This is a genomic window from Bradyrhizobium sp. USDA 4486 (assembly GCF_054057995.1).
Genome location: NZ_JBSRZV010000001.1, coordinates 3636941 through 3651054 on the forward strand (window position 1 = coordinate 3636941; position 14114 = coordinate 3651054).

12 protein-coding genes are annotated in these 14114 nt (G+C 65.8%); 7 read left to right on the plus strand and 5 right to left on the minus strand.

What is annotated here, in order from left to right; genetic code table 11:
- Positions 1 to 6: 6 nt before the first annotated feature.
- Both ACVWY3_RS17910 and ACVWY3_RS17915 read right to left on the minus strand, forming a co-directional pair.
- Positions 7 to 645, minus strand: coding sequence for an NrsF family protein (locus tag ACVWY3_RS17910; RefSeq protein ID WP_456839641.1), 639 nt, complete (start codon positions 643 to 645; stop codon positions 7 to 9).
- A 2-nt stretch (positions 646 to 647) separates the two neighbouring features.
- Positions 648 to 1193 carry a sigma-70 family RNA polymerase sigma factor gene (locus ACVWY3_RS17915; RefSeq protein WP_456839642.1) on the minus strand — a complete coding sequence of 182 codons (546 nt, stop codon included), beginning with the start codon at positions 1191 to 1193 and terminating at the stop codon, positions 648 to 650.
- A 288-nt stretch (positions 1194 to 1481) separates the two neighbouring features.
- Here ACVWY3_RS17915 and ACVWY3_RS17920 point away from each other — a divergent pair, with 288 nt between their 5' ends.
- From ACVWY3_RS17920 to ACVWY3_RS17940, 5 genes are all read left to right on the plus strand, one after another.
- Positions 1482 to 2141, plus strand: coding sequence for a hypothetical protein (locus ACVWY3_RS17920; protein ID WP_456839643.1), 660 nt, complete (start codon positions 1482 to 1484; stop codon positions 2139 to 2141).
- A gap of 136 nt (positions 2142 to 2277) precedes the next feature.
- A complete protein-coding gene (locus ACVWY3_RS17925; RefSeq protein WP_456839644.1) occupies positions 2278 to 3057 on the plus strand; it encodes an enoyl-CoA hydratase in 780 nt (259 codons plus the stop codon).
- Positions 3058 to 3280: 223 nt separating this feature from the next.
- On the plus strand, positions 3281 to 4678 hold the full coding sequence (locus ACVWY3_RS17930) for a TolC family outer membrane protein (RefSeq protein ID WP_456839645.1): 1398 nt from the start codon (positions 3281 to 3283) through the stop codon (positions 4676 to 4678).
- A gap of 277 nt (positions 4679 to 4955) precedes the next feature.
- Complete coding sequence (locus ACVWY3_RS17935) at positions 4956 to 5867, plus strand: amidohydrolase family protein (protein WP_456839646.1); 912 nt, start codon at positions 4956 to 4958, stop codon at positions 5865 to 5867.
- Positions 5868 to 6103: 236 nt separating this feature from the next.
- Positions 6104 to 6733, plus strand: a complete 630-nt coding sequence (locus tag ACVWY3_RS17940) for a LysE family translocator (protein WP_456839647.1) — start codon at positions 6104 to 6106, stop codon at positions 6731 to 6733.
- 60 nt (positions 6734 to 6793) lie between these two features.
- Here ACVWY3_RS17940 and ACVWY3_RS17945 read toward each other — a convergent pair whose 3' ends face one another.
- The 3 genes from ACVWY3_RS17945 to ACVWY3_RS17955 all read right to left on the minus strand — a co-directional run bounded on the left by ACVWY3_RS17945 (position 6794) and on the right by ACVWY3_RS17955 (position 12738).
- Positions 6794 to 9910, minus strand: coding sequence for an efflux RND transporter permease subunit (locus tag ACVWY3_RS17945; protein ID WP_456839648.1), 3117 nt, complete (start codon positions 9908 to 9910; stop codon positions 6794 to 6796).
- 37 nt (positions 9911 to 9947) lie between these two features.
- On the minus strand, positions 9948 to 11192 hold the full coding sequence (locus ACVWY3_RS17950) for an efflux RND transporter periplasmic adaptor subunit (protein WP_456839649.1): 1245 nt from the start codon (positions 11190 to 11192) through the stop codon (positions 9948 to 9950).
- Positions 11193 to 11337: 145 nt separating this feature from the next.
- Positions 11338 to 12738: a CoA transferase gene (locus tag ACVWY3_RS17955; RefSeq protein WP_456839650.1), complete on the minus strand. Its 1401-nt coding sequence runs from the start codon at positions 12736 to 12738 to the stop codon at positions 11338 to 11340.
- A 114-nt stretch (positions 12739 to 12852) separates the two neighbouring features.
- On the opposite strand from ACVWY3_RS17955, the gene ACVWY3_RS17960 reads away from it, so the two are divergent.
- On the plus strand, positions 12853 to 13140 hold the full coding sequence (locus tag ACVWY3_RS17960; protein WP_456843393.1) for a hypothetical protein: 288 nt from the start codon (positions 12853 to 12855) through the stop codon (positions 13138 to 13140).
- 200 nt (positions 13141 to 13340) lie between these two features.
- The gene (locus ACVWY3_RS17965) at positions 13341 to 14111 is read left to right on the plus strand and encodes an SDR family NAD(P)-dependent oxidoreductase (RefSeq protein WP_456839651.1); all 771 of its coding nucleotides are present in this window, start codon (positions 13341 to 13343) and stop codon (positions 14109 to 14111) included.
- The last annotated feature ends 3 nt before the right edge of the window (positions 14112 to 14114 follow it).

Sequence of the window (14114 nt, forward strand, 5' to 3'; positions counted from 1 at the left end):
GCCGATTTAATACCGCAACGCCCTCGAACCGATCGCCGCGCCGACCGCGGTCACGAGCGCCGTTGCGATCGTGTACCAGGTCGCGACGAACAGCGGCGAATCATCGGTGCAGTGCGAGGCATAGAGGGTCGCGGCAAGGCCGGCCGACACCAGGCCGGCGAGCGCACCGGCGAGCGCGGGACGCGACGGTGCGCCGTGGCGCAGTCCGAACAGCGCCCCCGCAAGCAGCGGCAGCGACATCGCTGGGATCGCAACCAGGCACACCCTGGAGTTCTTGCCCATCATGCGCATCGTCATCGGCATCGCCGGCGCCATCATCATCTCGCCGCCAATCGCGACCGCGAGCAGCCCGACGGGGAGGAGCAGCAGCCAGCCCCAGCCGCGCATCAGGGCTTCGGGCCGTGACAGATGCAGGCTGACGATGATCGCGGGGATCGCGAGCGACAGCGTGACCGCGAACTTCATGTCGAAGAACGGATTGCGCATCGCGCTCATGACGTCGGGCCGCACGCCGAGGAACGTCGCGAAGATCAGGATCGACAATGGCGCGGCCACCAGCAGCGCCATGGTCAGCACGGCGCCGACGCGTGGCGCACGATGGGCGTTGTCGGCCGCGAGCGTGCGAATGAGTTGATCGGTATCCATGACTAGTGGTCTCGCAGTTTGGCAGTCAGCGCCGCAAGTCCGCGATGCAGCGCGACCCGCACCGCACCTTCGCTCATCGAAAATTTCGCCGCCGTATCCTTGATCGACGCGGCCTCGACCGCGATCGACTGCAACACGTCGCGCTGGCGCTGCGGCAGCGTGCTCAGCTGCGCCGCGACCTCGCCCGCCGACGCCGTTTCCTGCGGCGCCTCGCCCGGCAAGGTCTCCGCGAAGTCGTCGATGTTGACGAAAACGCGCTTGCCGCGCCGGCGGAGCGTGTCGATCAGCTTGTTGCGGCCGATCGCGAACAGCCAGGGCGCGAAGGGGGCTTCGCTGTCCCAGGTGTGCCGCTTCAGATGCACCGCCAACAGAATCTCCTGCACGATATCCTCGGCTTGGTCGGGGGGCTGCCCGGCCCGCGCCAGGCCCCGCCTCGCGGCGGCGCGCAGCACCGGCGTGACCGCCTTTAGCAGGCGATGATACGCCGCATCATCGCCAGCCATGGCCGACCGCATCAGGTCGGTCCATTCGTCCTCACGTCCGCGCACGCGCGCCCCTCACCATGCAATTCGGCTGCTCTTTCAATTTGTTACGCGGCTGCCGACCAGATCACGAACTTGTGATCCGCGCCGGACCGCGCCGCCGAGCGGGCCGAAAACGTCTGCGACGGCTCATAACACCGATCGGCGCGTCTCGCACCCGGCGACCGGCCGCGAGGGAGCGGTGCCCCGTTTTCGCCCGGTGTAGCCCGAAGATTCCCATTTTCTGCCCCGCTGTCGTCACGCCCCGGCGTCTCTGTTCGGTCCCGGGATGGGTGGATTGGGGAGATCGTCAACATGATGCAAGCCAGCGGGCGCGCTGCCCTGATTCTTCTGGCCGGGCTTTTCCTGCTGTTCGGAGGCGTTGCGCAGGCGGCGCCTAGCTCGGCTGCGAGCAACCAATCGGACAGCGCCGGCAAACAGGCCGACGCGGACAAGCCAAGCAAGCATCGGCGCCACTATTCGCACCGCAGCAGCAAGACGGCGCAGAAGTCCTCCGACGAGAAGGTCGCCCAGACGGACGCTGCGACGAAGCCCGACGCGGCGAAGGCCAACGCCGACGTCCCGGCATCCAGCCAGATGCCGCCTCAGGTCGCCAACGCCCATGCGCAGCTCGCCGCCGCCGACACGCCGACGGCAGCCGCGGCCTCCGCGATGACGGGCCGCGCGAACGACAACGTCCAGGCCGCGGCCGATACTCCGGCCGGCTCGACCGCCGAGAGCCAGGTCGTCGCACCCGACCAGCTCAACGATCTCGACCGCGCCCTGCCGCAAGACAACCCGCCGGAGCAGAAGGCGGTGATTGCCGCAACGGATGCGCAGCCGCGGCCCGCGCCGGTGATGGCAAGCAGCCAGCATACCTCGGCCTGGGACCAGAGCTCCCTGATCGGCAAGATCTTCATCGGCGTCGGCACGCTGCTGACGCTCGCCTCCGCCGCGCGCATGTTCATGGCCTAAGAAGAGCCTCCACGCCCCGGGACGCGCATCGTGCTGCGTGTTCCGGGCGAGCTTTGTTCCGACGGGCCTTTAGGCCCCTTGAAGGCATCCGCGCCAGCGGGCACATTGCCCGCCCAATCAAACGCGTGGGTGGAGCATGAGCACGTTCGAACACATCATCGTCGAAAGCCAGGGTGCGGTCGGCATCATCAAGCTGAACCGGCCGAAGATGCTCAACGCGCTCTCCTTCGGCGTCTTCCGCGAGATTGCCGCCGCCGTGGACGATCTCGAGGCCGATGAGGCCATCGGCTGCATCGTCGTGACCGGCAGCGAGAAGGCCTTTGCCGCCGGCGCCGACATCAAGGAGATGCAGCCGAAGGGCTTCATCGACATGTTCTCGGAAGACTTCGCTGCGATCGGCGGCGACCGCGTCGCGCGCTGCCGCAAGCCGACCATCGCCGCCGTCGCGGGCTATGCGCTCGGCGGCGGCTGCGAGCTCGCCATGATGTGCGACATCATCATCGCTGCCGACACCGCCAAGTTCGGCCAACCCGAAATTACGCTCGGCACCATTCCGGGCATCGGCGGCACCCAGCGCCTGACCCGCGCCATCGGCAAGTCCAAGGCGATGGATCTCTGCCTCACCGGCCGCATGATGGATGCGGCGGAAGCCGAGCGCTCAGGCCTCGTCAGCCGCATCGTGCCGGCCGACAAGCTGATGGACGAAGTCATGGCCGCCGCCGAGAAGATCGCGGCGATGTCGCGTCCTGCAGCCGCGATGGCCAAGGAGGCGGTGAACCGCGCCTTCGAGACCACGCTCGCCGAGGGCATGAGCGTCGAGCGCAACCTGTTCCACGCGACCTTCGCGCTGGAGGACCGCTCCGAGGGCATGGCCGCGTTCATCGAGAAGCGCAAGCCGGTGAACAAGAACCGGTAAGCGCAAGCGAACGGGTCAGCCTGGTGTAAGGCTCTGATGCTGATCCGCAAAAATGCTGTGACGCGCCTGCAACAAGCACGGAATAGATGGGGGTTTTCCCCGCGGCAGTTTGCCTGCGGGACCTCGGCTGGTTAAACAGTTAAGAGGACCGCCGTCGGTGGGGGCGGACAGCCGGGGTTTGCGGGATTTCATGATTGGGCGTGCCGCTGGAGCTGGTCGCGTGATGGCGCAGCATCGATCGGGCGTGGCTCCTGTGCTTGCGACATGGACCGCGCTGACGCTTTGTTGTGCCCTGCCCGCTGCCGCGTCGGCAGAAGCCCTGCCGGAGGCACTGGCAAAAGCCTACCAGAGCAACCCGCACCTCAACGCCGAGCGCGCGCGCCAGCGCGCGACCGACGAGAACGTGCCGCAGGCGCTGGCCGGCTACCGCCCGCAGATCGTGGCGAGCCTCAGCGCCGGCCTGCAATCGGTGCGCAACCTCTTGCCCGACAACACCATCCAGACCGCCAACCTGAAGCCGTGGGTGATCGGCGTCACCGTGACGCAGACCCTGTTCAACGGCTTCCGCACCGCCAACAATGTGCGCGCCGCCGAGCTCCAGGTGCAGTCGGGCCGGGAAGCGCTGCGCAATGTCGGCCAGGGCGTGCTGCTCGACGCCGTCACCGCCTACACCAACGTGCTCGCCAACCAGTCCCTGGTCGAGGCGCAGCGCTCCAACGTGGCCTTCCTGCGCGAGACGCTCGCGGTCACCCAGCGCCGCCTCAACGCCGGCGACGTCACGCCGACCGATACCGCGCAGGCCGAAGCCCGTCTCAACCGCGGCCTTTCCGATCTCAACGCCGCCGAAGTCGCGCTCGCGGTCAGCCAGGCGACCTATGCCCAGGTGATCGGCAATCCGCCGTCGCAGTTGAAGCCCGCCGAAGTGGTCGATCGCTATCTGCCGAAGAGCCGCGAGGACTCGGTGACGATGGCGATCCGCCAGCATCCCGCGGTGATGGCGGCAGGCTTCGACGTCGATGTCGCCTCGACCAATATCCGCGTCGCCGAGGGCGCGCTGCTGCCGAGCGCCAGCATCCAGGGCAGCGCCAGCAAAAGCCGCAACAACGACCCGACGCTCGGCACCCTCGCCGAGGACCAGGCCTCGATCATCGCCAGCGTCACCGCGCCGATCTATGACGGCGGCCAGGCCGCGTCGCAGACCCGGCAGGCCAAGGAGGTCATGGCGCAGAGCCGGCTCGTGCTCGACCAGGTGCGGAACCAGGCGCGCACCGCCGTTGTCAGCGCCTGGGTCGCGAACGAAGGCGCCAAGATCGCGGTCTCGGCCTCGGAGTCCGAGGTTAAGGCGGCAACCGTGGCGCTCCAGGGCGTGCAGCGCGAGGCCGCCGGCGGACAGCGCACGACGGTCGACGTTTTGAACTCGCAGGCCGACTTGATCCAGGCCAAGGCCCGCCTGATCGGCGCGCAGCGCGACCGCGTGATCGCCTCCTACACCCTGCTCAGCGCCGTCGGCCATCTCGACGTCAAAACCTTGAACCTGAACACGCCGGACTATTTGCCCGAGGTGCACTACCAGCAGGTCCGCGACGCCTGGCACGGCCTGCGCACGCCGTCGGGGCAGTAATCTCAATCTTCTCGCGGGTGCCATGAAAAGCCGCCGCATCCATCTGATGGGAGCTTCGGCGTCCGGCGTGACGACGCCGTGGCTCTCGGGCCTGCCCTGCCCCGTCGTGCGCGTTGACGGCTCACGCCCACTTGCGGACCGAGTAGCTATGCGGCGAAGCGGAGCGGCTGCCGGGCTGGATGTGATATCGTCTCGAACGGCCTCAAAAAAATCAGGGAGAGAAACCGTGCTCAACCGACGCAGCGTTCTGCTTGCCTCCCTCGCCGCCTGAGTAGCCATGACCAGCAGAGCCCACGCCGGGGCCGCGCAGCCCGCGACGCCGGTCAATTTCGACGTCCCGCCGCACGCCTGTGACTGTCACACCCACATCCACGGCGATGTCGAGAAGTTTCCGTTCTTCGCCGGGCGCGTCTACACGCCCGAGCCGGCCTCGCCGGAAGAGATGGCCGCACTGCACAAGGCACTGCACATGGAGCGCGTGGTGATCGTCACGCCGAGCGTCTATGGCACCGACAATTCGTCGACCTTGTTCGGCATGAAGGCACGCGGCACGAACGCGCGCGGGGTCGCCGTGATCGACGACAAGACGCCGGAGAGCGCGCTCGATACAATGCATCAGGACGGCTTCCGCGGCATCCGCCTCAATTTGGCGAGCGGCGGCGTCAATGACCCCAATGTCGGCCGCCCGCGCTTCGCCGCTGCAGTCGAGCGCATGACAGCGCGCGGCTGGCACGTGCAGCTCTACACCACGCTTGCCATGATCTCGGCGATCAAGGACCTCGTCGAGACGGCGCCTGTGCCGGTCGTGTTCGACCATTTCGGCGGCCTCGAAGCCGAGCTGGGCCTGGAGCAGCCGGGCTTCTCCGATCTCGTCGCGCTGGTGAAGTCCGGCAAGGCCTATGTGAAGATCTCCGGCGCCTATCGCTCGTCGAAGCTCGCGCCCGACTATCAGGACATGCTGCCGTACGCGCAGGCGCTGATCGCCGCCAACGCGGACCGCATCGTCTGGGGCACCGACTGGCCGCATCCGGATTCGAGCCACGTCGAGGGACGCAAGGCCACCGACATCGCGCCGCTCTACCAGATCGACGACGGGCGCCTGCTCAACCAGCTCCCGCTGTGGGCGCCGGATGCGAGCGTGCGCAAGAAAATCCTGGTCGACAATCCGGCACGGCTCTACGGATTCTGAGTCGTCGGACGCGATGAGTTTCATCGCGCGATGTCGTTGAGAGGCGGAACGCGATTCCATATCGCGCAATGGAACCGTTGCAATCGGGACACACCGTTGTAGTCAGAGCACAGCACGGGATCCTGATTCACTCGATCGTGTTTGTGCTTTCTTTCGCTTCTCACCCGTTCGGTTGACGCGACGATCGAGCTTCACAGGTACGCACACGCACAGATTTCATTTGTTCGTGCGGATGCATGCCTTTGTCGCATTATGTTGCCGCGCTTTTGTCCGGCATTGGAATTGGTTTCACCGTCGCCGCGCCCATCGGGCCGATGGGAATGCTTTGCATTCAGCGCACATTGGCCTCGGGCATGGCGACAGGTCTCGCAACCGGCTTCGGTGCGGCGACCGTGCATCTCACCTACAGCTCCCTCGCGGTTCTCGGATTAGGCGCGCTGGCGCAGCCCTGGGTCGAAGCGAACGCCGCGGTCTGCGGCATCGTCTCGGCGCTCACACTGCTGTGGTTCGCGGTCCGCACGCATCGGAGCGCCATCGTGCTGCAGGACGCCGCTGACATCGACAGAGTGCGTCTGGCGCGTGCCTATCTCAGCGCCATCGCCCTTGGGCTGACCAATCCGCTGACAGTCGTCCTGTTCCTGGCAGCACTGCACGCGTTCTCCACGCAGGCGGCGGCGGGACCGGTCATTGCGGGCGTCTTCGTCGGCTCTGCGGTCTGGTGGACGATGCTCAGCACGATCGTCGCAACCGCGCGGTCGCGGCTGACACCACAAATGCTGTCATTGAGCAGCCGATTCGCCAGCCTGCTGCTCCTTGGGCTCGGCACCACGATGCTGCTGCGGATCGCGCAGCGGGCATTGGGGTAAGGCGTGATCTGGAAAAGTGTACAGCGGTTTTCCGAAGAGATCGCGCCGAAATCAAGTGCCTCAGCGCGCGCGGCGCGAGAAGAAAGAGATCAGCACCGGCAACGTCACGAGGATCACGACCGGCGCCAGCATCATGCCGGTGACGACCACGACGGCGAGCGGCTTCTGCACCTGCGAGCCGATGCCTTCCGACAGCGCCGCCGGCAACAGGCCGACGCCGGCGACGACGCAGGTCATCAGCACCGGCCGGAGCTGCAATTCGCCGGTGCGCACCACCGCGCTGATGCGGTCCATGCCCTCTTCGATCAGCTGGTTGAACTGCGACAGGATGATGATGCCGTCCATCACGGCGATGCCGAACAGCGCGATGAACCCGATCGCCGCGGAGACGCTGAACGGCGTGCCGGTGATCAAGAGGCCCAGCACGCCGCCGAAAATCGCCATCGGAATCACGCTCATGGCCAGCAGCGTGTCGGCCATCGAGCCGAAATTGAACCAGAGCAGCACGCCGATCAGCGCCAGCGAGATCGGCACCACGATCGACAGCCGCCGGATCGCGTCCTGGAGATTGCCGAATTCGCCGACCCATTCCATGTGCGAGCCGGGCGGCAGCTGCACCTGGTCGGCGATCTTCTGCTGCGCCTCGCGGATCGCGCTGCCGAGGTCGCGCTCGCGCACCGAGAACTTGATCGGCAGATAGCGCTCCTGCTGCTCGCGATAGATGTAGGCCGCGCCCGACACCAGGCTGATGGTGGCGACCTCGCTCAAGGGAATCTGCGTGACGGTGCCGTTCGGCCCGGGCGCGCCGATGCGCAAATTCTGGATCGCCTCGGCGCTCCGGCGATATTCCGGCGCAAGGCGCACGATGATCGGGAAATGGCGGTCGCTTCCGGGCTCATAGAGATCGCCCGCGGTGTCGCCGCCGATCGCGACCTTGATGGTGGCGTTGATGTCGCCCGGCGCCAGGCCGTAGCGCGCGGCCTTGGCGCGGTCGATGTCGATCTGGATGGTCGGCTGCCCGAGCGAGGTGAACACCGCAAGGTCGGTGACGCCCTGCACGGTCGAGAGCACCTGCTTGATCTTGTTGGCGGTGTCTGTGAGCGCCTGGAGATCGCTGCCGAACAGCTTGATCGAGTTCTCGCCCTTCACGCCGGAGACGGCTTCGGAGACGTTGTCCTGGAGATATTGCGAGAAATTGAACTCGACGCCGGGGAAGCGGTCGTCGAGCTGCTTGAGCAGCTGCGCGGTCAGCTCTTCCTTGTCGCGCGTGCCCGGCCATTGGCTGGCAGGCTTGAGCGGGGCGAAGAACTCGGCATTGAAGAAACCGGCGGCGTCGGTGCCGTCATCAGGACGGCCATGCTGCGACACCACGGACTCCACCTCGGGCCGGGCGCGGATCACCTTGCGCATCTCGTTGACGTAGGTGTTGCCTTCCTGGAGCGAGATGGTCGGCGGCAGCGTGGCGCGGATCCAGAGATTGCCCTCTTCGAGCTTGGGCAGGAATTCGAGACCGAGCAGCCGGCTCAGCGCCACCGTCATCAGCACGAGGCCGACCGCGGCGCCGAGCACGATGTTGCGGTTGGCGACTGCCCAATTCAGCACCGGCATGTAGAGCCGGTGCAGGATCAGCATCACCTTGGTCTCGGTCTCCTCAACATGCGCGGGCAGGATGATCGCTGACAGCGCCGGAGTGACGGTGAAGGTCGCAAGCAGGCCGCCGGCGAGCGCATAGGCATAGGTGCGCGCCATCGGCCCGAAGATGTTGCCCTCGACGCCGGAGAGCGTGAACAGCGGCAGGAACGCGGCGATGATGATCGCGGCGGCGAAGAAGATCGAACGCGAGACATCGGCCGCGGCGCTGAGGATGGCGTGGCTCTTCATGCCGAACAGCGTCTCGGGCGACATGTGCTCGGATTCCGACACCGGCGTCGTCTGCGTCAGGCGGCGGAAGATCGCCTCCACCATGATGACGGTGGCGTCGACGATCAGGCCGAAATCGATCGCACCGACCGACAGCAGGTTCGCCGATTCCCCGCGCAGCACCAGGATGATGACGGCGAAGAACAGCGCGAACGGAATGGTGGCGCCGACGATGAGCGCGCTGCGGAGATCGCCAAGGAAGATCCATTGCAGCAGCACGATCAAGAGAATGCCGACCACCATGTTGTGCAGCACGGTGTGGGTGGTGAGCTCGATCAGGTCGCCGCGGTCGTAGATGCGCTCGATGCGCACCCCCGGCGGCAGGATGCTGGAGTTGTTGATGGTCTGGACGAGCTGGTGCACGCGCTTGATGGTCGGCGAGCTCTGCTCGCCGCGGCGCATCAGCACGATGCCCTGCACGATGTCGTCGGAATCGTCGATGCCGGCGATGCCGAGGCGCGGCTTCTGTCCGACGGTGACGCTGGCGACGTCCTTGACCAGCACCGGATTGCCATTGGTCTGGGCAATCATGGTGTTGGCGAGGTCGTCGATCGAGCGGATCAGGCCGACGCCGCGCACCACGGCCGATTGCTGGCCGATATCGACGGTGTTGCCGCCGACATTGACGTTCGCATTGCCGACTGCCTGCAGCACTTGCGGCAGCGTCAGGCCGTTGGCGACCAGCTTGTTGAAATCGACCTGGAGCTCGTAGGTCTTGCTCTTGCCGCCCCACCCCGTGACGTCGATCACGCCGGGCACGGCGCGGAAGCGGCGCTGGAGCACCCAGTCCTGGATGGTCTTGAGGTCGAGCACGCTGTAGTTCGGCGGGCCGACCAGACGGTAGCGGAAGATTTCGCCGATCGGGCTGAGCGGCGAGATCTGCGGCTGCACGTTGCCCGGCAGCGGCGCGAGCTGCGCCAGGCGGTTCAGCACCTGCTGCAACGCCTCGTCATAGGTATAGGCGAACGAGAACTGGAGTTTGACGTCGGAAAGGCCGTAGAGCGAGATGGTGCGGATGGTCGTGAGGTTCTTCAGACCCGCTACCTGGGTCTCGATCGGGATCGTGATGTAGCGCTCGATCTCCTCCGCCGACAGGCCCGGGCTCTGCGTCACGATGTCGACCATCGGCGGGGTCGGGTCGGGATAGGCCTCGATGTTGAGCTGGTTGAACGCGATCAGGCCGCCGATCAACACGGCGACGAACATGCCGACCATCAGGAAGCGCCGGTTGACGGCAAGGGCGACGAGGCGATCCATTCAGGTCTTCAGTTTGTCTTGTTTGTTAGATCGTCGATCAGCTGCCGGACGCCGCGCGGTCGATGAACAGGCTGCCTTTGACGACGATCTGCTCGCCGGGTTTCAGATTGCTGGTGACTTCGACGAGGTTGCCGTTGACGAGGCCGGTCTTGATTTCACGCAGCTCCACCGACTTGTCGTCGCGGGCGACCCAGAGGCGGACCTTGTCGGCTTCATAGATCAGCGCCTGCTTGGGGACCGCAGGCGCGGCGCGATCGCCGGCCGAATAGATCGTGACGTTGGCGAACATCTCCGGCTTGAGCAGGCCTTCCTTGTTGTCGATGGTGGCGCGGACCAGGAGACGGCGGGTGCTGGGATCAATCGCGGCGGCGACGTAGTTGATCTTGGCCGTGAGCGGACGGCCCGGCAGCGCCATCACGTTGACTGTGATGTCCTGACCGATGCACACCGCGGCCGCATCGCTCTCGCGAACGAAGGCGGTGAGCCAGACCGTGGAGAGGTCGCCGACGACGAACACAGGATCGCTGGCGCCGGCGTTGACATACTGGCCGGGACCGATCTTGCGCTGCACGACCGTGCCGGAGATCGGCGAGTAGATCGTGATCTCGCGATCGATGACACCCTTGTCCTGGAACGCCTTGATGGCGTCGTCGGTGAAGCCGAGGATGCGCAGCTTGTTGCGCGCGGCCTCCAGCGCCGTCACCGACGAGCGCATGTCGTTCTGCGCCTGGACCTGGTTCGCTTCCGCCTGCTGATAATCCTTCAGCGGAATGGCGTGACCTTCATAGAGATCCTTGGCGCGCCTGAACTGGATGTCGGCAAGATCGATCGCCGACTTCGCCTTGTTCTGCGCGGTCATCGCCGCGATGAAATCGTTCTGGGCCTGCACGGTGTCGGCGGCCTCGATCGTGAACAGCGGTTGACCCTGCTTCAAGGTCTCGCCGGGCTTCGCCAGCAGCTTGGTGACGCGGCCCGCATAGGGCGAGAACACCGGCGTCGAGCGGTCCTCATCGACCGCGACCTTGCCCTCGGTGACGTATTCGGCCCGGAAGGTCCTGGCCTTGACCGGCTCGATCGTCAGCGTGGCCCATTCGGACGGCGTCGGCGTGAAGTTCTGCGCATTCCTGCGCGACTGGCTGGAGATCTCGGAGTGGCTCTTCTCCTTGGCTCCCGCACGGAGAAAGCCGTAGGCGCCGGCGCCGGCAAGAGCTAGTAAAACTACGGATGTGATCACCCGTTGTTTTGTAAGCACCTGCATTCGTTTGGTATTTTCAACTACCATGGGGCCCGGTCGTGTCTGCGACGATCTCGGCAGATGGCTGCCTTGTCGGTCGCGCTAATAGTGCTGAATTGGGATTTCAAACAACCTAAAAAACGCAAGGTGCCTTTCGGTTTGCGTTAAAATTTTGCGATGCGTCAGCTCCCCGTCAGCTTCGCGCCGGCCACTGTGCCGGATGGCTGCCGAGCGGCATCGCCGGACGGCTCCATTGCGCCGGCGTCCTCGACAGCAGTGCCGAATGGCGCACCGCCTTCAAGGTGCCGAAGCCAGATGGCACGGCTTCGATGAACGCAGGATGTACGGCCGCATCCGTAAGATCCGGCGTGTTCAGGCCGCCGTCGAGCCGGCCGAGATTCCACAACCAGCGCCCGGTCTGGGCCAGCGACACACGCACATGCCAGCTGCCGCCTTGGCTCGCCTGGCGCGCCTTGGCCATCATCGCGCCGAACGCCATCAGATAGCCGGTGGCGTGGTCGAGCATCTGGGCCGGCAATTCCTTTGGGCCATCGATGCCGGCAGCTTTCCCTTCGGCATCGTTGAAGCCGGTCGTGGTCTGCACCAGCGAGTCGAAGCCGCGCCGCTCGGCCCAGGGGCCGGCATGGCCATAGGCGGACAACGTCACGTAGACGATGCCGGGATTGACGCGCGCAGCGTTCTCGGGCCCAAAGCCGGGGCTGGCGAGCGCGCGCGGGCGGTAACCTTGCGAGAAGATGTCGGCGTCTTGCAGCAGCGCGCGCATCTGCGCCCGGCCCGCCTCGCTCTTCAGCTCGATGAAGGTCGTGAGCTTGCCGCGGCCGGTGTCGATGGTGAGCCAGGGAATGGCCGGCAGCTCCGGCCCCGACACCAGCAGCACATCGGCACCGTGCGCGGCGAGCGTGCGCCCGGCAACGGGCCCTGCGATGACTCGGGACAGATCGAGGACGCGAATGCCCGCGAGCGGACGATCGCCTTTGGGCCACGGCTTCGGCGGGGCATCGCCGATCTTCTCGATCGAGATCAGGGGCAATTCGGCGAGCGCTCGCGCCTGCGGCAGCGCGAACCATTCGTCGTAGGAGCGCATCAAGGCAACGACGCCGCCCGCGGCATAAGTGGCGGTTTCAAAATCCTCGCCCTTCCAGTGCATCAATGCGGCTTGCACTTTCTCGCGCTGCGGCTCGCAGCCGAGCACCTTGCAGACGGCGTCGCGGTGATGCGGAAAGTTGGTGTGGCAGCGGACGAAACGATTATCGCCGGTCCTGTAGACGCCGGCGATCGCGTCCCAGGCCGGAGGCGGCGGCTTGTCATCAAGGCGCAGATAACGCTCGGAGCGGCACTCGGCGACGGCATGGCGCATATCGACGGAGACGTCCTGCGCCTCGCCGCTGCGCAGCCGCCAGATCTCGGCGGCCGCGAGACCTGCGGCAGCGATCGTCGTCTGTCCGGCGACGGCGACGCGAAACGAGGACGGGATCTGTGGCTCTTCGCCAGTCAGCCGCACACGCGCGAGCGCGGCCTTATCGCCGCCGGCGGAGGTCCAGATATCTTCGAGAATATCGGCGGGGCCTTGCATGGCGGCGTCTCTCCCCTTTCGGTTTGAGCATGATCTTTTCGGAAAACCGCTGCGCACCTGTCCGGATCATGCTGTAATTTTCGCGACCATGTCATGATCGCAGAAAGGATTGCAATGGCCGCCATCGATCCCCTCACCGCAGGCGCCGTGTTCGTCGCAACGGCGGCCACCGACGCGGTCTATGTGATGTTCACCTCGGCCGTGGTCGCGCGCAAGCGCATGCCGGCGGCGACCTGGAGCGCGATCTGGTACCTGCTCTCGTCCTACGCCGTGATCAGCTACACCGAAAACGCCTTCTATGTCGCTTTCGCCGCGCTCGGCTCCTGGGTTGGCGCGTATGCATCGCTGACCTTCCTGCACCGCCCGCCCGGCGGCCCGCCGGTGGGGGCCTCGCCGGAGTGAGGATGGACGTTCTCGGCCATTCCGCATGGTGTCATCATCCGCGTAGGCGGATGATCCAGTATTCCAAAAGCGCTGGTGATTGAACCGAGAGGCCGCGGCCTACTGGATACCCGCCTGCGCGTGGTATGACACCGAGAGCGAATTCGATATCTTCGCTCAAACAACCAAGCTCCGCACAACAGCAAGAAGGACAACCACCAATGGACCTCGGCATCAAAGGAAAGAACGCCGTCGTGCTCGGCGGCACGCGCGGCATCGGGCGGGCGATTGCGGACACGCTCGCCGGTGAAGGCGCCAATGTCGCGGTGTGCGCGCGCAACGCCGATCAGGTTGCGACGACCGTCACCGAGCTGAAGGCGAGCGGAATTCGCGCCACCGGCGGCACGGTCGACGTCACCGACGGGGCAGCGCTGAAAGCCTGGATCGAGGGCGCGGCGAAGGAGCTCGGCGGCGTGGACATGCTGTTCTCCAATGCCGGCGCGATGGCGCAAGGCCAGGACGCCGCGGCCTGGGAGCAGAATTTCCGGCTCGACGTGCTCGGCGCCGTGAATGCATTCGATGCAGCGCGGCCGTTCCTCGAAGCCGGCGGCGCGAGCAGCGGCGATGCCGCGTTCGTCATCATCTCCTCGATCGCGGCGGCGCAGGCGGATGCGGCAAGCTCCTACGGCCCGATCAAGGCGGCGCTGATCCACATGGCCAAGGGGCTGGCGCGGCAATACGCCAAGAAGAAAATCCGCGTCAACGTGGTCTCGCCCGGCACCGTCTATTTCAAGGGCGGCATCTGGAACACGATCGAGCAGAACATGCCCGAGCGCTACAATGACGCGATGAAGCGCAATCCGACCGGGCGCATGGCAACGCCGCAGGAGATCGCGAACGCGGCGGTGTTTCTGGCGAGCCCGGTGTCGGCGTTCACGACGGGATCGAATCTCGTTGTAGACGGCGCGATCTCGAACCGGGTGAATTTCTAGAGA